This is a genomic window from Streptomyces sp. F001 (assembly GCF_004187715.1).
Lineage (GTDB): Bacteria > Actinomycetota > Actinomycetes > Streptomycetales > Streptomycetaceae > Streptomyces > Streptomyces flavusporus.
This window is the reverse complement of the sequence record NZ_QZWF01000012.1, coordinates 76,105-92,617: the sequence shown is the minus strand read 5'-3', so window position 1 is coordinate 92,617 and position 16,513 is coordinate 76,105. Positions and strand designations below refer to the sequence as shown.

Sequence of the window (16,513 nt, the reverse complement as noted above, 5' to 3'; positions counted from 1 at the left end):
CGGTGTATGAGCCGAGCGCCCGCCCCCGGGTGCGGGGCGGGCGCTCGGGTTGCGCTGTGCTGGATGACGGCGATCAGTCGTCGGCTTCGACTGCCGTGGCCGCCGGAGCGGTCCCGGTCGCTGCCGCCGCCTGAGCGGCCTCGGCGGACGCGGCCTGCGCGGCTTTCGCCGCCTTGGCGCGCTCGTCAGCCGCGGCGCGGATGGCCCGCCAGGCGGACTCCGCGGCCTGCTGCTCCGCCTCCTTCTTGCTGCGGCCGGTGCCGGTGCCGTACGAGACGCCTCCGACGCGGGCGGCAGCAGTGAAGGTCTTCTCGTGGTCGGGGCCGGTCTCCGTGACCAGGTACTCGGGAACACCGAGGCCTTCGGTCGCGGTGAGCTCCTGGAGACTGGTCTTCCAGTCCAGGCCGGCTCCGAGGTTGGAGGACTTCTCGATCAGCGGGTCGAACAGGCGGTGCACCAGCTCCGCCGCCGAGTCCAGGCCCTGGTCGAGATAGACCGCGCCGATCACCGCTTCGAGGGTGTCGGCGAGGATGGATGCCTTGTCCCGGCCTCCCGTGCCTTCTTCACCGCGGCCGAGCCGGATGAAGGAGCCGAGCTCGAGCGTTCGCCCCACATCCGCCAGCGCACGCGAGTTCACCACCGCGGCCCGCAGCTTGGCCAGCTGGCCTTCGGGCAGGTCGGGGTGGGTGCGGTACAGCGTGTCGGTGACGACGAGACCGAGGACGGAGTCGCCGAGGAACTCCAGCCGCTCGTTCGTCGGCAGACCGCCGTTCTCGTACGCGTAGGAACGGTGGGTCAGCGCTCGCACCAGAAGGGCGGACTCGACCTTGTAGCCGAGCCGCCCTTCCAGAAGCGTGTGGGACGAGGCCTGGTTGTCCGCCGGTGCACTCCCGCTCACACGGGAAGCCTGCTTCTTTGGCGTGGACACAGTGCCTCTCACCAGCCGCTCAGACCTCGAGGACCTGGCGCTTGTTGTAAGTGCCGCACGACGGGCACGCGATGTGCTGCTGCTTGGGCTCGTGGCAGCGCTCGCACGCAACCAGGGTGGGGACCGCAGCCTTCCACTGCGACCGGCGGTGGCGCGTGTTGCTGCGCGACATCTTCCGCTTCGGAACAGCCACGGCTACTTCTCCTGCTTCTCGTCGACGCCCGGTTCGGCGCCGCTCATCTCGTCCTTATCGCCGTCTTCGAGTGAACCGGCGAGTCCCTGCAATGCCGCCCAACGGATGTCGACGGCGTCGTGGTGGTGGTCCGGGTCGTCCGCCAGCCGCGCTCCGCACTCGGAGCACAGGCCGGGGCAGTCTTCCCGGCACACCGGCTGCATCGGCAGTGCGAGCACCACCGCATCACGCAGCACGGGTTCGAGGTCGAACAGGCCGTCCTCGAGAAAGAGCCTGTCCTCGTCTTCCTCGGCGTCGTCGGCCGGCTCCGCTTTGACGCGGCCCCGGTCATCGGCGTCAGGGTACGAGAACATCTCCTGGAAGTCCGCTTCGAGCTCGAGCTCGACCGGCTCCAGACACCTTACGCACTCCCCCTCGGCCTGCGCACGGGCGGTGCCTGTGACGAGCACACCCTCCATGACCGACTCGAGCCGGAGTTCGAGCTCCACCGGTGCGCCTTCCGGCACTCCGATGACGTCCTTGAGACCGAGGTCCTTCGGAGCGTCGATCGTGCGGGTCAGGCGCTGCAGCGCACCAGGCCGCCGACCCAGCTCGTGTGTGTCGAACACAAGGGGGTTGCGGTGGTCGAGGCGGGCGTTCAGAGCCATTCCTGCTTTCGATCCTGTGAGCTTCAGGTACGCCGCCCTTCGGTGTTCCCGGGCAGCGTTGATCGCGGGCGTCTACGAAGTCAGCACAGCGCACACGCGACCGAAGAGCCAGGATACTGGACCTTTCGCTGACGGCCCAATCGGCTGCGTCAGCCGTTGCCGCGGCCCTGTTCGTACGCCCGCAGCTGCTCCGCGCTGATCATGCTGGTGTCGAAGAGGCTGGTCTCGTCGAGCGCCTGGGACTGGGACTGGGGCTGGGGCTGGGGCTGGGGCTGCTGGTAACCGGGTGGCCTGGTTCGGGTCGTACGCGGGCTGCTGCGGGTAGGCGGCGTACGGATCGGCCTGCTGATAGCGTACGGGTCCTGCTGGGCGTACTGCTGCTGGTAGCCGTACGGATCGTTCTGCTGCGGGACTGCTGGTACGCGTAGGCGTCCTGCTGGGCGTACGACGGCTGGGCCGGTACCGCTGCCGGCGGCTGTTCGGCGGGGTGTCGGCGATGGCCGCCAGGTCGGCGAGGTAGTCGGCATCGCTGCTGTGCTGGACGGTCGTGGTGTCCAGGGCGCCGAGGTCGTCGGTGGCGATCCGGCCGTGCAGTTTCTGCCGGCCGCGGCCGACGGCCTCCAGGGTCTTGGCGAGGACCGCCTCGAAGGCCCGAGCTTGACGTCCACGTACTCGTCGGCGGTGCGGCGCAGAGTCTCCGGGTCATGGCTGCGCTCGGGGGCGTCCTCGTCCTCGTAGCCCTGGTCGTCGAGGCCGGGGCCGGTGCCGAGGAGCTTCTCGCGGCCGGGCCGACGGAGCGAGGGTCTTGGTGAGGACGACCTCGAAGTTGGCGAGCTTGGAGTCGACGTAGTCGTCGGCCTCGGCGGGATCTCCTCGGCCTCCTTGCGGGCCTCGGCGAGGATCCGGTCGGCCTCGGCCTGGGCGGCGGGCGACCTCGGTGTCGGAGATCAGCGAGCCGCGCTCGGCGTGCGCGCCTGGATGATCCGCTCGGCCTCCTGACGGGCCTGCTCGACCATCTGTTCCCGGCCGCCGATCAGCTCCTGGGCCTGGGCGAGGGAGTCGGGCAGCACCGCGCGCACCTCTTCCAGCATGGCGAGCAGGTCGGGCGGTTGACCACGCACGAGGCCGACATGGGCATGGCCCGGGCACTGGAGACCGCCGCGACGATCTCGTCGAGCTTCTTCTGCACGTCCACGGTTGCTCGCCACTCTTACAGCTGTGTTGGAGACGGACGGGACGACTGTACGGCCATGGGGTGCCCGCCGGACACCGGATGACGGGCCATCAGGGCTCGCGGCGGGCGTCCCGGGCGTGCGTCGGGCGCCCTCAGTCCTGCTCGAGACGCTCGGTCAGGGCGGCCAGGACCGGCGGGGGGACCAGGTGGGAGACGTCGCCGCCCAGGCCGCGACCTCCTTGACCAGGGACGACGACAGGAAGCTGTAGGTGGGGTTGGTGGGCACGAAGAGGGTCTCGACGCCCGTCAGGCCGTTGTTCATCTGGGCCATCTGCAGTTCGTAGTCGAAGTCGCTGACCGCGCGCAGGCCCTTGACGATGGCCGGGATGTCGCGCTGCTTGCAGAAGTCGACGAGGAGGCCGTGGAAGGCCTCGACCGCACGTTGCCGTATCGGCGTAACCTCGCGGATCAGGTCGATCCGCTCGTCGATCTCGAAGAGGCCCTTCTTGGACTTGTTGATCATCACCGCGACATAGACCTCGTCGTACAGGCGGGAGGCGGGGCAATGATGTCGAGGTGTCCGTTGGTGATCGGGTCGAACGACCCGGGACAGACGGCACGGCGCACTTGAGATCCCTCGCTCTCCGGTCCGGTCATGGTGCGTCTTCGCACGTAGAGGCGGCGCGACCGTACCAAAACGTTCCTCACCGTACCGGCGGGTACGGAGTGCTTCGAAGCCCTCCGGCCACCCGAACTCACCGCTTCTGGTGCTGCGCTCCACGGTGACGAGGGCTTCGTCCGCGAGCCACCCTCCGTGCGGAGTGTGAGCAGAATCTCGCGAAGATCGTGATCCGAGACACTGTACGGCGGGTCGAGGAAGACGATGTCGTACGGCTCCGCGGGGCGGTGTGCGGATGATCTGTTCCGCTTTGCCTGCCCTGACCTCGGCGCCGGGCAGGCCGAGGTTTCTGACGTTCTCCCGGACCGTGCGGACCGCTCGGGCATCGGCTTCGACGAGGAGGGTGTGGCCGGCGCCCCGGGAGAGGGCTTCCAGGCCGACGGCGCCGGAACCGGCGTACAGGTCAAGGACCGCTCGCCGTCCAGGGGGCCGCCGAGCAGGGACTGCCAGGTGGAGAAGAGGCCCTCGCGAGCGGTCGGAGTGGGCGGGTGCGGGTTCCCTGCGGGACGGCTAGGCGGCGTCCGCGGCTGCGCCGGCGATCACGCGGGTCATCTCGGGTCCTTGTTCGTGGGTCCTTTGCGTTCAGTTTGGCAGGCCACGGTGGGGGTGCGCATTCGCCCTGGCCGGCTGCGGGTTCGTGGTGGCTGGTCACGCCCGCGCGGCGGAGCCGCATATCGACACAGCCGCCCCCTGAAGGGTGTCCCGCTCACCCCTTTTCCAAGTACTGCTCCCTCTCCTGTCCAGAAGGGCGTCCAGGGCCGTCCTCAGACCGGAAGGCGGTCAGCTCCGGGTCGGCCGCGACCACGCCGCTGCCTCCTCCGCCGCGGCGATGATCTCCTCGTCCTCGATGACGGCGAGCACGCGCAGGCTGGTGCGGGCGCCGGACTGGGCCTGGCCGAGGACGTCGCCCTCGCGGCGCTGTTCGAGGTCGATACGGGAGAGTTCGAAGCCGTCGAGGGTGGCCGCCACAGCGTTGAGCCGCTGGCGGGCCGCGCTCGCCTCGGGCATCTCGGTGACAGCAGGCACAGGCCGGGCGCCGAGCCCGGCCGACGCGGCCGCGCAGCTGGTGGAGCTGGGAGACGCCGAAGCGGTCGGCGTCCATGATCACCATCACGGTCGCGTTCGGCACGTTCACGCCGACCTCGATGACCGTCGTGGCGACCAGGACGTCGGTCTCACGGCGGCGAAGCGGCGCATGCGGCGTCCTTGTCGTCCGGGTGCATACGACCGTGCAGCACCGCGACCTTGAGGCCGTTCAGCGGCCCTGGCTCAGCTGGTCGGCCACGTCCAGGACGGCGAGCGGCGGGCGCTTCTCGGCCTCGTCCTCCGGGGACTTCTTCTTTTTCGGGTCGTCCTCCTCGTCACCGATACGGGGGCAGACGACGTATGCCTGATGGCCGTTCGCGACCTCCTCGCGCACCCGCTCCCATGCCCGGGCCAGGAAGTGGGGCTTGTCGGCGGCGGGGACGACATGGCTGCCGATGGGCGAGCGTCCGGCCGGGAGCTGGTCGAGGACGGAGGTCTCAGATCCCCGAAGACGGTCATGGCGACGGTCCGCGGGATGGGCGTGGCGGTCATGACCAGCAGGTGCGGAGGCTGCTTGCCCTTGCCGCGCAGGGCGTCGCGCTGCTCGACCCCGAACCGGTGCTGTTCGTCCACCACGACCAGCCCCAGGTCATGGAACTGCACCTTGTCTCGATCAACGCGTGCGTGCCGATCACGATCCTGCTCCCCGGTGACCAGATCGAGCAACGACTGCCGCCGGCGGCCGCGCCCATGGACCCGGTCAGCAGGACCACCTTCGTGGCCTGCTCGGCCCCGCCCAGCATCCGCCCTCGGCCAGCTCGCCCATCATCTCCACGACCGACCGGTGATGCTGCTGGCGAGCACTTCGGTGGGCGCGAGCATCGCGGCCTGCCCACCGGCGTCGACGACGGCGAGCATGGCGCGCAGGGCCACCAGGGTCTTGCCGCTGCCGACCTCCCCTGCAGAGCCGATGCATCGGATGCTCCGTCGCAGGTCGTCGAAGATCTCCCTGGAGACCTTCTGCTGGCCTCGGTGAGGGTGAAGGGGAGGCGGTCGTCGAAGGCCGTGAGGAGGCCGTCGGGCTTGGGTTTGCGGGCGACCGCCGGGAGTTGGGCGTCGGCGTGACGGCGGGGGCCAGGGCGACCTGGAGGACGAAGGCCTCGTCCCACTTGAGGCGGTCGGGGCGCCGGCGATGTCCGCCTTGGTGTGCGGGCGTGGATCTTGAGGAGGGCCTGGGGAGGGAGACCAGACCGCGGCCCTCGCGCAGGGGTCCGGCAGGGATCGACGGCCTCCTGGGCGCTGGGCAGGACCGTCTGGATCGCCTTGCCGATCTTCCAGGACTCCAGCTTGGCGGTGGCCGGGTAGAGCGGAATCAGGGCGCCGCCCAGGTGTCGACGGCGTCCTCGGCGTCCCCCTTCAGCAACTCGTAGGCGGGATGAGCGAGTTGCAGACGGCGGTTGAAGACGGAGACCTTGCCCGCGAACATCGCCGGGTGCCCGGCAGGAGTTCCTTGTGGGGTTTGTGCACGCCGTTGCCGAAGAAGACCAGTTGGAGGCGGCCGCTGCCGTCGGTGATGGTCACCTCGAGGCGCTGGCCCTTGCCGCGGGGCGCCTTGGCGGAGGCGAAGGTGTGCAGGCGGGCGTCGGCGACCTGGGCGACCACGGTGACGTGCTCGTCCATGGGAAGGTCGGCGAGGTGGGTCAGCTGGCCCCGCTCCTCGTATCTGCGCGGGTAGTGGTGCAGGAGGTCACCACGTTCAGGCCGAGGTGCTCGGCATACACCTTCGCGGTGGCTGGGCCGAGCACCTTCTCAGTGGTTCTTCCAGTGCGGGCACGAGATCCATTGCACACACACACCACTGACAATGCCGTAGAGGTCCCGGGCGCGCAGCCGTATACGTCTCGGGAAACCCTGGTCAGACGGCTCGCTGGGGCTTTAGGATGGCGCGCCCCGGCCATCCTTTCGCGGTCACGGCCTCACCCGGACCGCCCGACCCCGCGCCGACGTCGTCCCCCACCGGCGCTGTGACGATGGACTCCCAGACCTCACAGTCATCACAGGCATCCCAGTCAGCCCCTTCACCTCATACGTTCCAGGTCGACCTGCGCGGTCTGGTGGATCTGCTCTCCCATCACCTCTACTCCAGCCGAAGGTCTATCTGCGCGAACTGCTGCAGAACGCCGTCGACGCCATCACCGCCCGCCGGGCCGAACAGCCCGACGCCCCGGCGCGGGTGCGGCTGTACGCCGGGAGCGGCGCCCTGCGGGTGGAGGACTCCGGCGTCGGGCTCACCGAGGCCGATGTGCACAGCCTGCTGGCGACCATCGGCCGCAGTTCCAAGCGCGCCAAGGGGATCCAGGAGGTGCGCTCCGACTTTCTCGGGCAGTTCGGCATCGGATTGCTGGCCTGTTTCGTCGTCGCCGAGCGGATCCGGGTCGTCAGCCGCAGCGCCCGCACGCCCGATGCCCGGCCCGTGGAGTGGACGGCGACCGACGACGGCTCGTACACGGTGCGGACGCTGCCGGACGAGGCCCGTCCCGAACCGGGGACACTGTGCACCTGGTGGCGCGGGCCGGGGCCGGGGAGTGGCTGGCCGAGGAACGGGTGCTGGCGCTGGCGCGGGACTTCGGCTCGCTGCTGCCGTACGACGTGCGGGGGCGACGAGGCGGTCACCGACCTTCCGGCGCCCTGGGACCGGCCGTACCCCTCCCCCGCCACCCGGAGGGTGGCCCTGGCGCGGCACTGTCACGAGCTGTTCGGGTTCACGCCGCTGGACTCGATCGACCTCAACGTACCGCTCGCGGGCATCCGCGGTGTGTGCGTACGTCCTGCCCTCCGCGGTCAGCCCGGCGCAGCGCGCCCGGCACCGGGTCCATCTCAAGGGCATGCTGCTGACCGAGCGCGCCGAACAGCTGCTGCCCGACTGGGCGTTCTTCGTTCGCTGTGTGCTCGACACCGACAGCCTGCGGCCCACGGCGTCACGCGAGTCGCTCTACGAGGACGAGACGCTGGCCGCCGTGCGGAAGCGCTGGGCGAGCGGATCCGGTCCTGGCTGACGGGTCTTGCCGCCGGTGATCCGGAGCGGCTGGCGGCGTTCCTGTCCGTGCACCATCTGGGCGTGAAGTCCCTTGCCCGACGACAGGGGGATGCTGCGCACGATGCTGCCGTGGCTGCCCTTCGAGACGACCGACGGGCAGCTGTCCCTGGAGGAGTTCGCCCTGCGGCACCCGGTGGTGCACTTCACGCGCACCGTCGAGGAGTACCGGCAGGTCGCCCCGATCGCGTCCGCGCAGGGCATCGGCGTCGTCAACGGCGGTTACACGTACGACAGCGAACTGGTCGAGGCGCTGCCCTCGGTCCGCCCCGGCACCGTGGTGGCCGAGCTCGACGCCGACACGGTGACCGCCCACCTGGATGCCGTCGACCCGGCCGAGGAGCTGGCCTTTCGGGCTTTCTGGCGGCCGCGCGGGCCACCCTGGACCCGCTGGGCTGTGACGTGGTCCTGCGGGCCTTCCACCCCCTGTCCGTGCCGCGCTGCATCTGGACGACCGGGCGGCCCGGCACGAGCAGGCCCGCGCCGAGGCGGAGGAGCAGGCCGACGACCTGTGGGCCGGGCCATCCTGGGCCGCTGCCGGCAGCACCCACGCGCGCTCTGGTCTCAACCACCTCACCCGCTGATCCGCCGGATCAGTTCACTGAACGAACCGGAGCTCGTGGGCACCGCCCGGAGTCCCTGTACGGCCAGGCCCTGCTCATGGCGCAGCGCCGCTGCGGCCGGCCGACTCCGCGCTGCTGAACCGCGCGTTCATCGGCCTCCTCGAATGGGCCACCCACAGCGACTCCGACTCCCCTGGGGACGGTCACCGATGAGTGAGATCACCGACTTCGACGCGCTGCGCCGGCGATGGCTCAGAACTCCGAGCAGCCGGAGGCCCGCCCGCAACGCGCGCGCGGAACAGCTGCTCGCCGAGGCCAGAAGCTGGGCATCCCGCTCCCGTGATCGAGGTGCTCGGACACCAGCTGAAGGTCTACAACTACAGCTCCGAGAAGGACAAATGTTCGTCCCTTCGCGCGTCTGCTGCGCATGGGACGAGCGCCCGAGGACTTCGACGAGTACGAGACCCACTCCCTGCACTGGTCTTCAATGGATGTCGGCCGCATGCTCGACCAGCCGCACATCCCGCTGGCCTCCATCGAGAAGTGGCTCGGCGAGATGGAGCACCGCTACCCCTCGCCGGTCACTCCGAACGGGCCGTGCGCAGCGCCGAGTTCAGCGTGGCCGCGCATGTCGAGACGTGCAGCGGGCGGACGGGCGTACGCCCGTGGCTGGCCGCAGACCGGACAGGATGCCGACTGCCACGCATGCGAGCTGCAGGGTCAGGGCTGTGGCAGTGGAACGGGCGCGGACGCCGAGGCGCTGAAGCTGTGGGTCCGGTGCTGGACGGCGAGTTCACCGCCCACGAGCCGCACACCACGCTGGCTCCTCCCTCGTGCCCCTGCTGCGGCTGGGCCGCCTGGACGAGCACGCGCCCACCATCTGCGCGCTTCCGGCTCGTACGGCCATGGAGAGCATGCGGGGCGCGTACGCCGACCATGTCGAGTTCTGCACGCTGACCGGCAACGAGGCACGCGGTCTGAGCTGCTGGCGACGGCCGCGTACTTCACCGACACCGGACATCCGCGCAGCCGAATGGAGTTCATGAGCGTGGTGAGCCTGCTCATGGACCTCACCGAACTGGGCCTGGGCGATCAGCAGGTCCCGGGACCGGCCGGCCGGACATGGAACGCACGCGAACTGGCCGCCCACGCGCGCGCGGAGGCCCTCGCCCTGCGGCGCGTTTCGACCAGCCAACCACGTCGCACGTCAGTGAGCGGCACGCGCGCGGATGGGCAGCAGCCGCTGTGAGCGCTCGCCCTGGGCGTGCGCGCGGAACGGCTGTCTCCGGCGTACGGTCGTCCCGGCGTCCGTGGCCCCCGCCCCAGTCGCGTCCTCGCCCACCGCGGGCGCGGACGAGCCGGACCTGGCCGCGCTGCTGGCCGAGGCGCGCCGCCTGTCGGATGCCCTGCAGCCGAACGCCGTCGAGCCTGGGCGGCCGTCGCCCGGGCCGCGGAGGGCGTCGGCATGGACGCCCGTGACCGCCGGAGATCGCCGATCACCGGCGATGGACCTCGGGCCCGAGGCGCCGAGCTCTTCGAACGCGCCGCCGAGCTGTACGCCGAGCGGGCACCCCGTGAGGCGCTGGCGCACGCGCGCGTGCGGCGTACGTACGCGCCCTCGGGGCGGGTCCCGAGGCGTCGAGCCGTCGCCGAGCCCTACGACCAGTCCTCCCTGTATGCCGAGAGTGCCACGGCTCCGGCGACCGCGTCCGTGCTGATGGGGCGGGCGCGGATCCTGATGCGGAGGGTGCAGGAGGCGGACGAGGCCGCCGGGCGCCGGAGGCGCGTTGCCGCAGAGGCCGACGCCCGTACCGTCCCCCGGCTCCTCGCAGGAGGCCGTCCTCGCCGCGGCCGAGGCGGCGGCGCGGAGGTGCTCGCGCTCGTGGAGGGCAGGCCGGGGACGACGTCCGGCTCGCCGCACGGGCCGCCGAGGCGCGGGCCATGCTCGCCGAACTCGCGGTGCACCACGGGATCTGGAGGCCGCCGCCGAACTGTTTCGCGCAGGCCTCGCGGCGTCGTCGACGCGGGCTGCCGTGTTCGCGGTGGAGTACGAGGCCCGGCTGGCCGGGCTCGCCCACCACCTCGGCACACTGGCGGAGGCCGAGCGGGCGCTGAAGGCGGCCCTGGAGCACGGGGACCGCACCTGGAGGCGACCGGCGGGCCCAGCTGCACCTGCAGCTCGCCGAGGTCCTCGCGGCAGCGACGAGTCCGCAGGCCGCCGAGCACGCTCTGGAGGCAGCACACTGGCCGACGAGGCCGGCGAGGCCCGACGTTCGGCGCCTGGGCCCGGCACTGCTCGGCCGGGTTCCTGCTGCGGCAGGGCGGTGCGCCGAGGCCGCCGAGTGCTGGAGTCGGCGTTGCTCGACCTGACCGCCGAGACGCACGGCGACGCGCGATCGTCCAGACCCAGTGGTGGCTCGGCGACTGCCTCAGCGAGCTCGGGAGCACCGCGCCTCCGCCGAGCCCGACTGCAGGCGGCGAGATCGCCGGCACTGGCCGAGCAGCAGGACCACGCGACCCTCGCCCACCTCGCCGCCGAGTCCCTCGGACAGGCGGGGCTGCCCACCGAGGCGGACCGGGCGTACGCGCGCGGGCGACCTGTGCGTTCCCTCGGCAACGTCCACGGTCTGGTCCGCTCGCTGCGCGCCCGCGCGTGGCTCGCCTGCGCACGGAGGACGGCACGGACACGCACGGGAGCTGATGACGCTCGCCCTCGGTGAGTGCGAGCGGGGCGCTGGATGCCACGGCCGACGAGGACGCGCAGCAGCGGCTGACCGCCGAACTGGGCGACACGCACGCCAGTCGGCGACCTGCTGGCCCGCTCGTCCGCCGAGGACGCCGGGGACGCTCGATCCAGGCCGCATTCGCGGAGGCCCTGGCCCAAGGCCCAGGCCGTCGCGGTGTTCGCCTCGCTCGGGACGCCGCCGTGCACAGCCGTACCGGTGCCGAACTCGCCCGGGCTGCTGGCGCCGACCTGGGCCGCAGCGCGGAGGCGGCTGCACGCGCGCGTGCCGTACTGCCGCGTACGCGGATGCCGTCGACGAGACCGACCTCGCTCGGGCGCGGCGGGCAGAGGCCGAGCAGCTGCTGCGGGTGTGGAGGAACAGGAGGATCGTTGAACGAAACCCCACGGAGGCGGGGAGCAATGGACCCTCCGCCGAGGGGCCCGACTCCACCGATGGGCCCTACTCCACCCCTATGAGCAGCAGCGCCCCCTGCCGTCCACCCCGTACACCACCGTGTCGACGCGAGATACGCCTCCCTCACCCGGGCCTCCAAGACGCTCGCCACGGACTCGGGAACCTCGTCACCGAGGACGAGGGTCACCAGTTCCCCGCCGGCCGCGAGCATCCGGTCGAGGACGGACTCGGCGGTGGCGGTGACGTCCGACCCGATCACCGCGACGTCCCCGTCGATGAGCCGAGGACGTCACCGGCCTGGCAGATGCGCCATGTCCAGGACTGGCGTTCCGCGACGACGACTCGCCGTAGCGGGTCGAGCCCGCCGCCGACGTCATCGACACGACGTCCTCGTCGAAGCGGCGCTCCGGCTCGTGCACCGCGAGCGCCGCGATGCCCGGACCGCGGAGCGCGTGGGAATGAGGGCCACCCGGATGCCCTCCGCACGGGCCTGCTCGGCCGCCGCGGCCGCGGTGTGCGCAGCTCGGCGTCGTTGGGCAGCAGGACGACCTCGCGCGCGTGCGCCCGCCGTACGGCCTCGACAAGCTCCCGCTCACGGGCGGCTCCCCGGGCGCGCGCGAGCACGGTCGCGCGCCGCCTCGGCGTACAGCCCGGCCAGGCCCTCGCCGGGTACGACGGCCACCACGGCTCGCTCGGCCCGCTCCCGGCCGGCCGCTCCCCGCGAGAGGTGTGCACGTCGTCGGCCGCGAAGTGCGTGATCCGGATCCGGTACGGCCGCCCGGCCTCGACACCCGCCTCCACGGCGGCGCCGGCGTCGTCCACGTGCACATGGACGTTCCACAGCCCGTCCCCGCCGACGACCACGAGCGAGTCCCCGAGCGCGTCGAGCCGCTGCCGCAGCCGCGCCACGGATGCGTCGTCGGCCTCCAGGAGGTAGATCACCTCGTACGCGGGACCGCCCTCCGTCACCCCGTCCGCGCACTCCGCCGCATCGTCGGCGCCCGGTCCGCCCCGAGAGGCCTGCCCGGTGTCGGACCCCACGCGCGCGTGCCGCACGGAAGCCGACACCGCCACCGTGCCCGGCACCTCCCCCGTGAACGTCTCCACCAGCGCCGCCAGCACCGCCACCAGCCCGCGTCCCCCGGCGTCGACCACCCGGCCCGCTCGAGGACGGCCAGCTGTCCCGGGGTCGCGGCGAGAGCGGCCCGCGCCCCTCGTAGGCGGCCCGTGCGACCGTCCCGCAGTCGCCCTCGGCTCCACCGGCCGCGTCGGCAGCGGCCGAGGCGACCGACAGGACCGTGCCCTCCACGGTGGGCCACGGCCTGGCGGGCGGAGTCGGCGGCGCACCGCAGCGCGAGCCGCAGGCTCTGGGCGTCGGTCTGAGCGTCCGCACCGTCGACGAGCACCTGCGCCATGCCGCGCAGCAGCTGCGCGAGGATCGTCCCGGAATTGCCCCGCGCCCCGATGAGCGCCCCGTGCGCCATCGCGCGCGTGACCTCGGCCAGCGACGGCCCCCCTGGATTCCGGAGCCGACTCGTGCGCGGCGAAGACCGCCTCCACCGCGGCAACCGCCGACTCGACGGTCAGGTACAGATTGGTGCCGGTGTCCCCGTCCGCCACGGGATACACGTTGATCGCGTCGATCTCCTCACGCGCGCGTCCCAGCGCCTCCAGCGCGAGACCGCACCAGGTACGCACCGCCAGAGCATCGAAGAATGTCTGCGGCACCTGCGCCACCTGCGCCTCCTTGAGCTGGACGTCGGACGCAGCGTAGCCCTGGGGCCGGTGCCCGGCGGAAGAGGGCGGGGCGGACGCCTGAGCCGCCGTGGTAGTTTCGTTGTACGGGCGCAGCCGTTGTATGCTGCTCCGGTTGCCCGATCCCGATCGGGCTATTCCCCTGGCAACGCCACTCAGATCTCAGATCGCTCGCAAGAGCCTAAGATCTCGATCCCGGCATGCCGGGATCAACCGTAAGTGCATCTGAAGTCTTTGGAGTGACCCGTGGCTGCCAACTGCGACGTCTGCGGCAAGGGGCCGGGCTTCGGCAACAACATCTCGCACTCGCACCGCCGTACGTCCCGCCGCTGGAACCCGAACATCCAGCGTGTGCGTACCGTGGTCGGCGGGACGCCGAAGCGCGTGAACGCCTGCACCTCGTGCATCAAGGCCGGCAAGGTCTCGCGCTGACGCACAGCTGCTAAGCGCGCGGCCACTGCTGGTTCGCTGCAGAGAGCCGGTCCACCTCGTGTGGACCGGCTCTCTGCTGTGCCCGAAGCGGATCCGCGGCCACGGGCATCGAGCCGAGGGCAAGCGTTTACGCGCCGCCGCCCGCCCGGAAGCGCCACCCATGGTCCACAGGCCCGATCCCCCACCGAGCGCGAACCCGGCCGCGATCGCCCCGGTGACGTACTCCTTGGCCGCCGCCACCGCCTCGGGCACGGACTGCCCCTTCGCCAGCTGCGACGCGATCGCCGATGCGAGGGTGCAGCCCGTCCCGTGCGTGTGCCGGTTGTCGTGCCGGGGCGCGCGCAGCCAGTGCTCCTCGGAGCCGTCGGTGAGCAGATCCACGGCGTCGCCGGGCAGATGCCCACCCTTGATCACGACCCAGGTCGGTCCGTACGCCAGCACGGCCGCCGCGGCCCGGCGCAGGTCGGCCTCCGACTCGACCCGTACCCCGTCAGTTGGGCGACCTCGTCGAGATCGGCGTCACCACGGTCGCCGCCGGCAGCAGCTTCGTCCGTACGGAATCCAGCGCGGAGGCCGCCAGCAGCGGGTCCCCGTGCTTGGAGACGCCCACCGGGTCGACGACCGTGGGCGCGTCCGTCTCGCCGATCAACTCGGCCACCACCTCGACCAGTTCGGCCGAGGCCAGCATCCCGGTCTTCACGGCCTGGACGCCGATGTCGTCGACGACGCTGCGGTACTGGGCCCGCACCGCCGCCACCGGCAGTTCCCAGGCACCCTGCACCCCGAGGAGTTCTGCGCGGTGACCGCGGTGAGCACGCTCATGCCGTGCACGCCGAGTGCGAGCATCGTCTTCAGGTCGGCCTGGATGCCCGCACCCCCGCCGGAGTCCGAGCCGGCCACGGTCAGCACTCTGGGCGGCGCGCTCATGACTCGATGTCCCCGAAGTGGTCCCAGCCGCCCTTGGCCCACGCCGCCCCCGACCGTCACCTGCGGCAGTGCCGAGGGGTTGAGCACCTCACCGATGACCTTCCAGCGGGCGGGCAGCTTCACGTCCGGCGGGAAGGTCGCCACGATCGCGTGGTCCTCTCCCCCGGTGAGCACCCACTGCAGGGGGTCCACCCCGACCGCCTGTCCGATGTCGTTCATCTGCGAGGGGACGTCGATCGCACCGGAGCGGATGTCGATGCGGACCTTGCTGGCCTCCGCGATGTGCCCGAGGTCGGCGATCAGCCCGTCGCTGACGTCGCACATCGCCGTCGCGCCCAACGCGGCCGCCGCCGGACCGGCGTGATACGGCGGCTCGGGGCGCCGGTGCGCCTCGACGAAGGCGCGCGGCGAGCGGAACCCGCGCGACAGCACTGCGTAGCCGGCGGCGGACCAGCCGAGCCAGCCGGTCACCGCGACGAGGTCACCGGGCTGGGCGCCGGCCCGGGTCACGGGTTCCTGGTTGCGCAGATCGCCGAGCGCGGTGATCGACACCATGATCGTGTCACCCCGTACGACATCACCGCCCACCACGGCGGCACCCGCGACCTGGCACTCGTCGCGCAGGCCGTCCATCAGCTCCGTCGGCCAGGTCACCGGGAGTTCGCCGGGACGACCAGACCGGAGCAGCAGCGCGGTCGGGACGGCGCCCATCGCCGCGATGTCCGCGAGGTTCTGCGCGGCCGCCTTGCGGCCCACGTCGTACGCCGTGGACCAGTCCCGGCGGAAGTGCCGCCCCTCCAGGAGGAGGTCGGTACTGGCCACCACCCGGCGGTCGGGCGCGGCGACCACCGCGGCGTCGTCACCCGGCCCGACCCGCACCGCCGGGGTGGTGGTGAGACGGGAGGTGAGCTCCCTGATGAGCCCGAACTCACCGAGCTCACCAACAGTGCCCTTCATTGCCCTTACGCCCCTTCTGTCCCTGTGCGTTCCCGGTCGCGGGTCATCAGTGTCCTCGATACGGTCGAAGTGACCGCCGATCCGCCCCACCCGACCGTCAACATCCGTCGTGCCTGCACCGCGGCGCGTGTGCCGTGGTCACCGCAGGTCCCCGCGGCGAGCGGCAACGCGATACCGTGGCGTTCCTTTTCCCCACATGATCCTCGTGGCCGCCCTGGAGGTTCCGTGGTACAGGCGTACATCCTGATCCAGACGGAGGTCGGCAAGGCGTCGACCGTCGCCGAGACGATCAGCAAGATCCCTGGGGTGATCCAGGCCGAGGACGTGACGGGACCGTACGACGTCATCGTGCGCGCCCAGGCCGACACCGTCGACGACCTCGGCCGCATGGTGGTCGCCAAGGTCCAGCAAGTGGACGGGATCACCCGCACCCTGACCTGCCCGGTCGTCCATCTGTAGCCCCCGTCTACCCTTGGCCGGTGAAGTTTTCCCGTCACCGGCTCATCGGTCTGCCCGCGTCCGTCCTGTTGATCACCGTCGCGGGCTGCTCCTCAGCAGACGACAGCGCGGGCACCGCGGTTCCCAGCCCGGACACAGAGGTCACCAAGCTGTGTCAGAACCTGGACGGTGCGCTGCCGCGTGAGGTCGCCGGTCTGGAGCGCCGGGACCCCGAGCCCCGGTCCGTCCTCACGGCGGGCTGGGAAACCCCGCGATCATACTGCGCTGCGGTGTCGCACGGCCGCCGAAGATGATCGACCCGAAGGTGGCGGAGGGGCGGGATCCCGACGCGGTGGCCGGGGGCGTGAACGGCGTCGACTGGCTGATGGAGAACGCGGGCGACGGGGCGTATCGCTTCACAACCGCCAATCGTCTTGCGTACGTCGAGGTTGCCGTGCCGGCGGGGCGCGACTCGTCCGCCGTGCTCATCGACCTGGCTTCGGCCGTCAAGAAGGCGATCCCGAAGGGATCGCCGACTGACGGCTGCGCCCACCAGGCTC

At 71.5% G+C, this 16,513-nt stretch carries 8 protein-coding genes and 9 pseudogenes; 7 read left to right on the top strand and 10 right to left on the bottom strand.

All coding sequences use genetic code 11. From position 1 onward, the window contains the following. Positions 1–73: 73 nt before the first annotated feature. From rnc to recG, 7 genes and pseudogenes are all read right to left on the bottom strand, one after another. Complete coding sequence (rnc, locus tag StrepF001_RS31520; protein ID WP_206306997.1) at positions 74–940, bottom strand: ribonuclease III; 867 nt, start codon at positions 938–940, stop codon at positions 74–76. A gap of 7 nt (positions 941–947) precedes the next feature. Continuing rightward, the gene (gene rpmF, locus StrepF001_RS31515) at positions 948–1,121 is read right to left on the bottom strand and encodes a 50S ribosomal protein L32 (protein WP_003951102.1); all 174 of its coding nucleotides are present in this window, start codon (positions 1,119–1,121) and stop codon (positions 948–950) included. A gap of 2 nt (positions 1,122–1,123) precedes the next feature. Further along, on the bottom strand, positions 1,124–1,768 hold the full coding sequence (locus StrepF001_RS31510) for a YceD family protein (protein WP_129801575.1): 645 nt from the start codon (positions 1,766–1,768) through the stop codon (positions 1,124–1,126). 149 nt (positions 1,769–1,917) lie between these two features. Beyond that, positions 1,918–2,963 (bottom strand): annotated as a pseudogene (locus StrepF001_RS31505) (cell division initiation protein). A gap of 131 nt (positions 2,964–3,094) precedes the next feature. Continuing rightward, positions 3,095–3,569, bottom strand: a pseudogene (gene coaD / locus StrepF001_RS31500) (pantetheine-phosphate adenylyltransferase). A 26-nt stretch (positions 3,570–3,595) separates the two neighbouring features. Then, positions 3,596–4,173 (bottom strand): annotated as a pseudogene (gene rsmD / locus StrepF001_RS31495) (16S rRNA (guanine(966)-N(2))-methyltransferase RsmD). A 154-nt stretch (positions 4,174–4,327) separates the two neighbouring features. Beyond that, positions 4,328–6,490, bottom strand: a pseudogene (recG, locus tag StrepF001_RS31490) (ATP-dependent DNA helicase RecG). A gap of 187 nt (positions 6,491–6,677) precedes the next feature. Between recG and StrepF001_RS31485 the strand changes: the two are divergent. The 4 genes and pseudogenes from StrepF001_RS31485 to StrepF001_RS46570 all read left to right on the top strand — a co-directional run bounded on the left by StrepF001_RS31485 (position 6,678) and on the right by StrepF001_RS46570 (position 11,024). Beyond that, a pseudogene (locus StrepF001_RS31485) lies at positions 6,678–8,517 on the top strand (HSP90 family protein). A 620-nt stretch (positions 8,518–9,137) separates the two neighbouring features. Next, positions 9,138–9,350: a hypothetical protein gene (locus StrepF001_RS46580; RefSeq protein ID WP_206306996.1), complete on the top strand. Its 213-nt coding sequence runs from the start codon at positions 9,138–9,140 to the stop codon at positions 9,348–9,350. Further along, positions 9,347–9,553 carry a hypothetical protein gene (locus StrepF001_RS46575; RefSeq protein WP_206306995.1) on the top strand — a complete coding sequence of 69 codons (207 nt, stop codon included), beginning with the start codon at positions 9,347–9,349 and terminating at the stop codon, positions 9,551–9,553. Before StrepF001_RS46580 ends, StrepF001_RS46575 begins: the two co-directional genes overlap by 4 nt. Before the next feature lie 784 nt (positions 9,554–10,337). Next, positions 10,338–11,024 (top strand): hypothetical protein, encoded by a 687-nt coding sequence (locus StrepF001_RS46570; protein WP_206306994.1) that lies wholly within the window; start codon positions 10,338–10,340, stop codon positions 11,022–11,024. A 465-nt stretch (positions 11,025–11,489) separates the two neighbouring features. On the opposite strand, the pseudogene StrepF001_RS50185 reads toward StrepF001_RS46570, so the two are convergent. Continuing rightward, a pseudogene (locus tag StrepF001_RS50185) lies at positions 11,490–13,181 on the bottom strand (DAK2 domain-containing protein). 264 nt (positions 13,182–13,445) lie between these two features. Here StrepF001_RS50185 and rpmB point away from each other — a divergent pair. Next, complete coding sequence (rpmB, locus tag StrepF001_RS31470) at positions 13,446–13,631, top strand: 50S ribosomal protein L28 (RefSeq protein ID WP_003993230.1); 186 nt, start codon at positions 13,446–13,448, stop codon at positions 13,629–13,631. 127 nt (positions 13,632–13,758) lie between these two features. On the opposite strand, the pseudogene thiD reads toward rpmB, so the two are convergent. Together thiD and StrepF001_RS31460 are read right to left on the bottom strand one after the other, a co-directional pair. Further along, positions 13,759–14,558 (bottom strand): annotated as a pseudogene (gene thiD, locus StrepF001_RS31465) (bifunctional hydroxymethylpyrimidine kinase/phosphomethylpyrimidine kinase). Further along, positions 14,555–15,515, bottom strand: a pseudogene (locus StrepF001_RS31460) (thiamine-phosphate kinase). Before StrepF001_RS31460 ends, thiD begins: the two co-directional pseudogenes overlap by 4 nt. A 225-nt stretch (positions 15,516–15,740) precedes the next feature. Here StrepF001_RS31460 and StrepF001_RS31455 point away from each other — a divergent pair. Next, on the top strand, positions 15,741–15,974 hold the full coding sequence (locus StrepF001_RS31455; protein ID WP_003997603.1) for an Lrp/AsnC ligand binding domain-containing protein: 234 nt from the start codon (positions 15,741–15,743) through the stop codon (positions 15,972–15,974). 20 nt (positions 15,975–15,994) lie between these two features. Further along, positions 15,995–16,482, top strand: a pseudogene (locus tag StrepF001_RS31450) (DUF3515 domain-containing protein); the annotation flags it as partial. Between the last annotated feature and the right edge of the window lie 31 nt (positions 16,483–16,513).

Bases quoted from the DNA above. Each gene is read 5' to 3' on its own strand.
- StrepF001_RS31510 (WP_129801575.1), bottom strand. From the start codon at position 1,768: ATGGCTCTGAACGCCCGCCTCGACCACCGCAACCCCCTTGTGTTCGAC.
- StrepF001_RS46575 (WP_206306995.1), top strand. From the start codon at position 9,347: ATGAGCGTGGTGAGCCTGCTCATGGACCTCACCGAACTGGGCCTGGGC.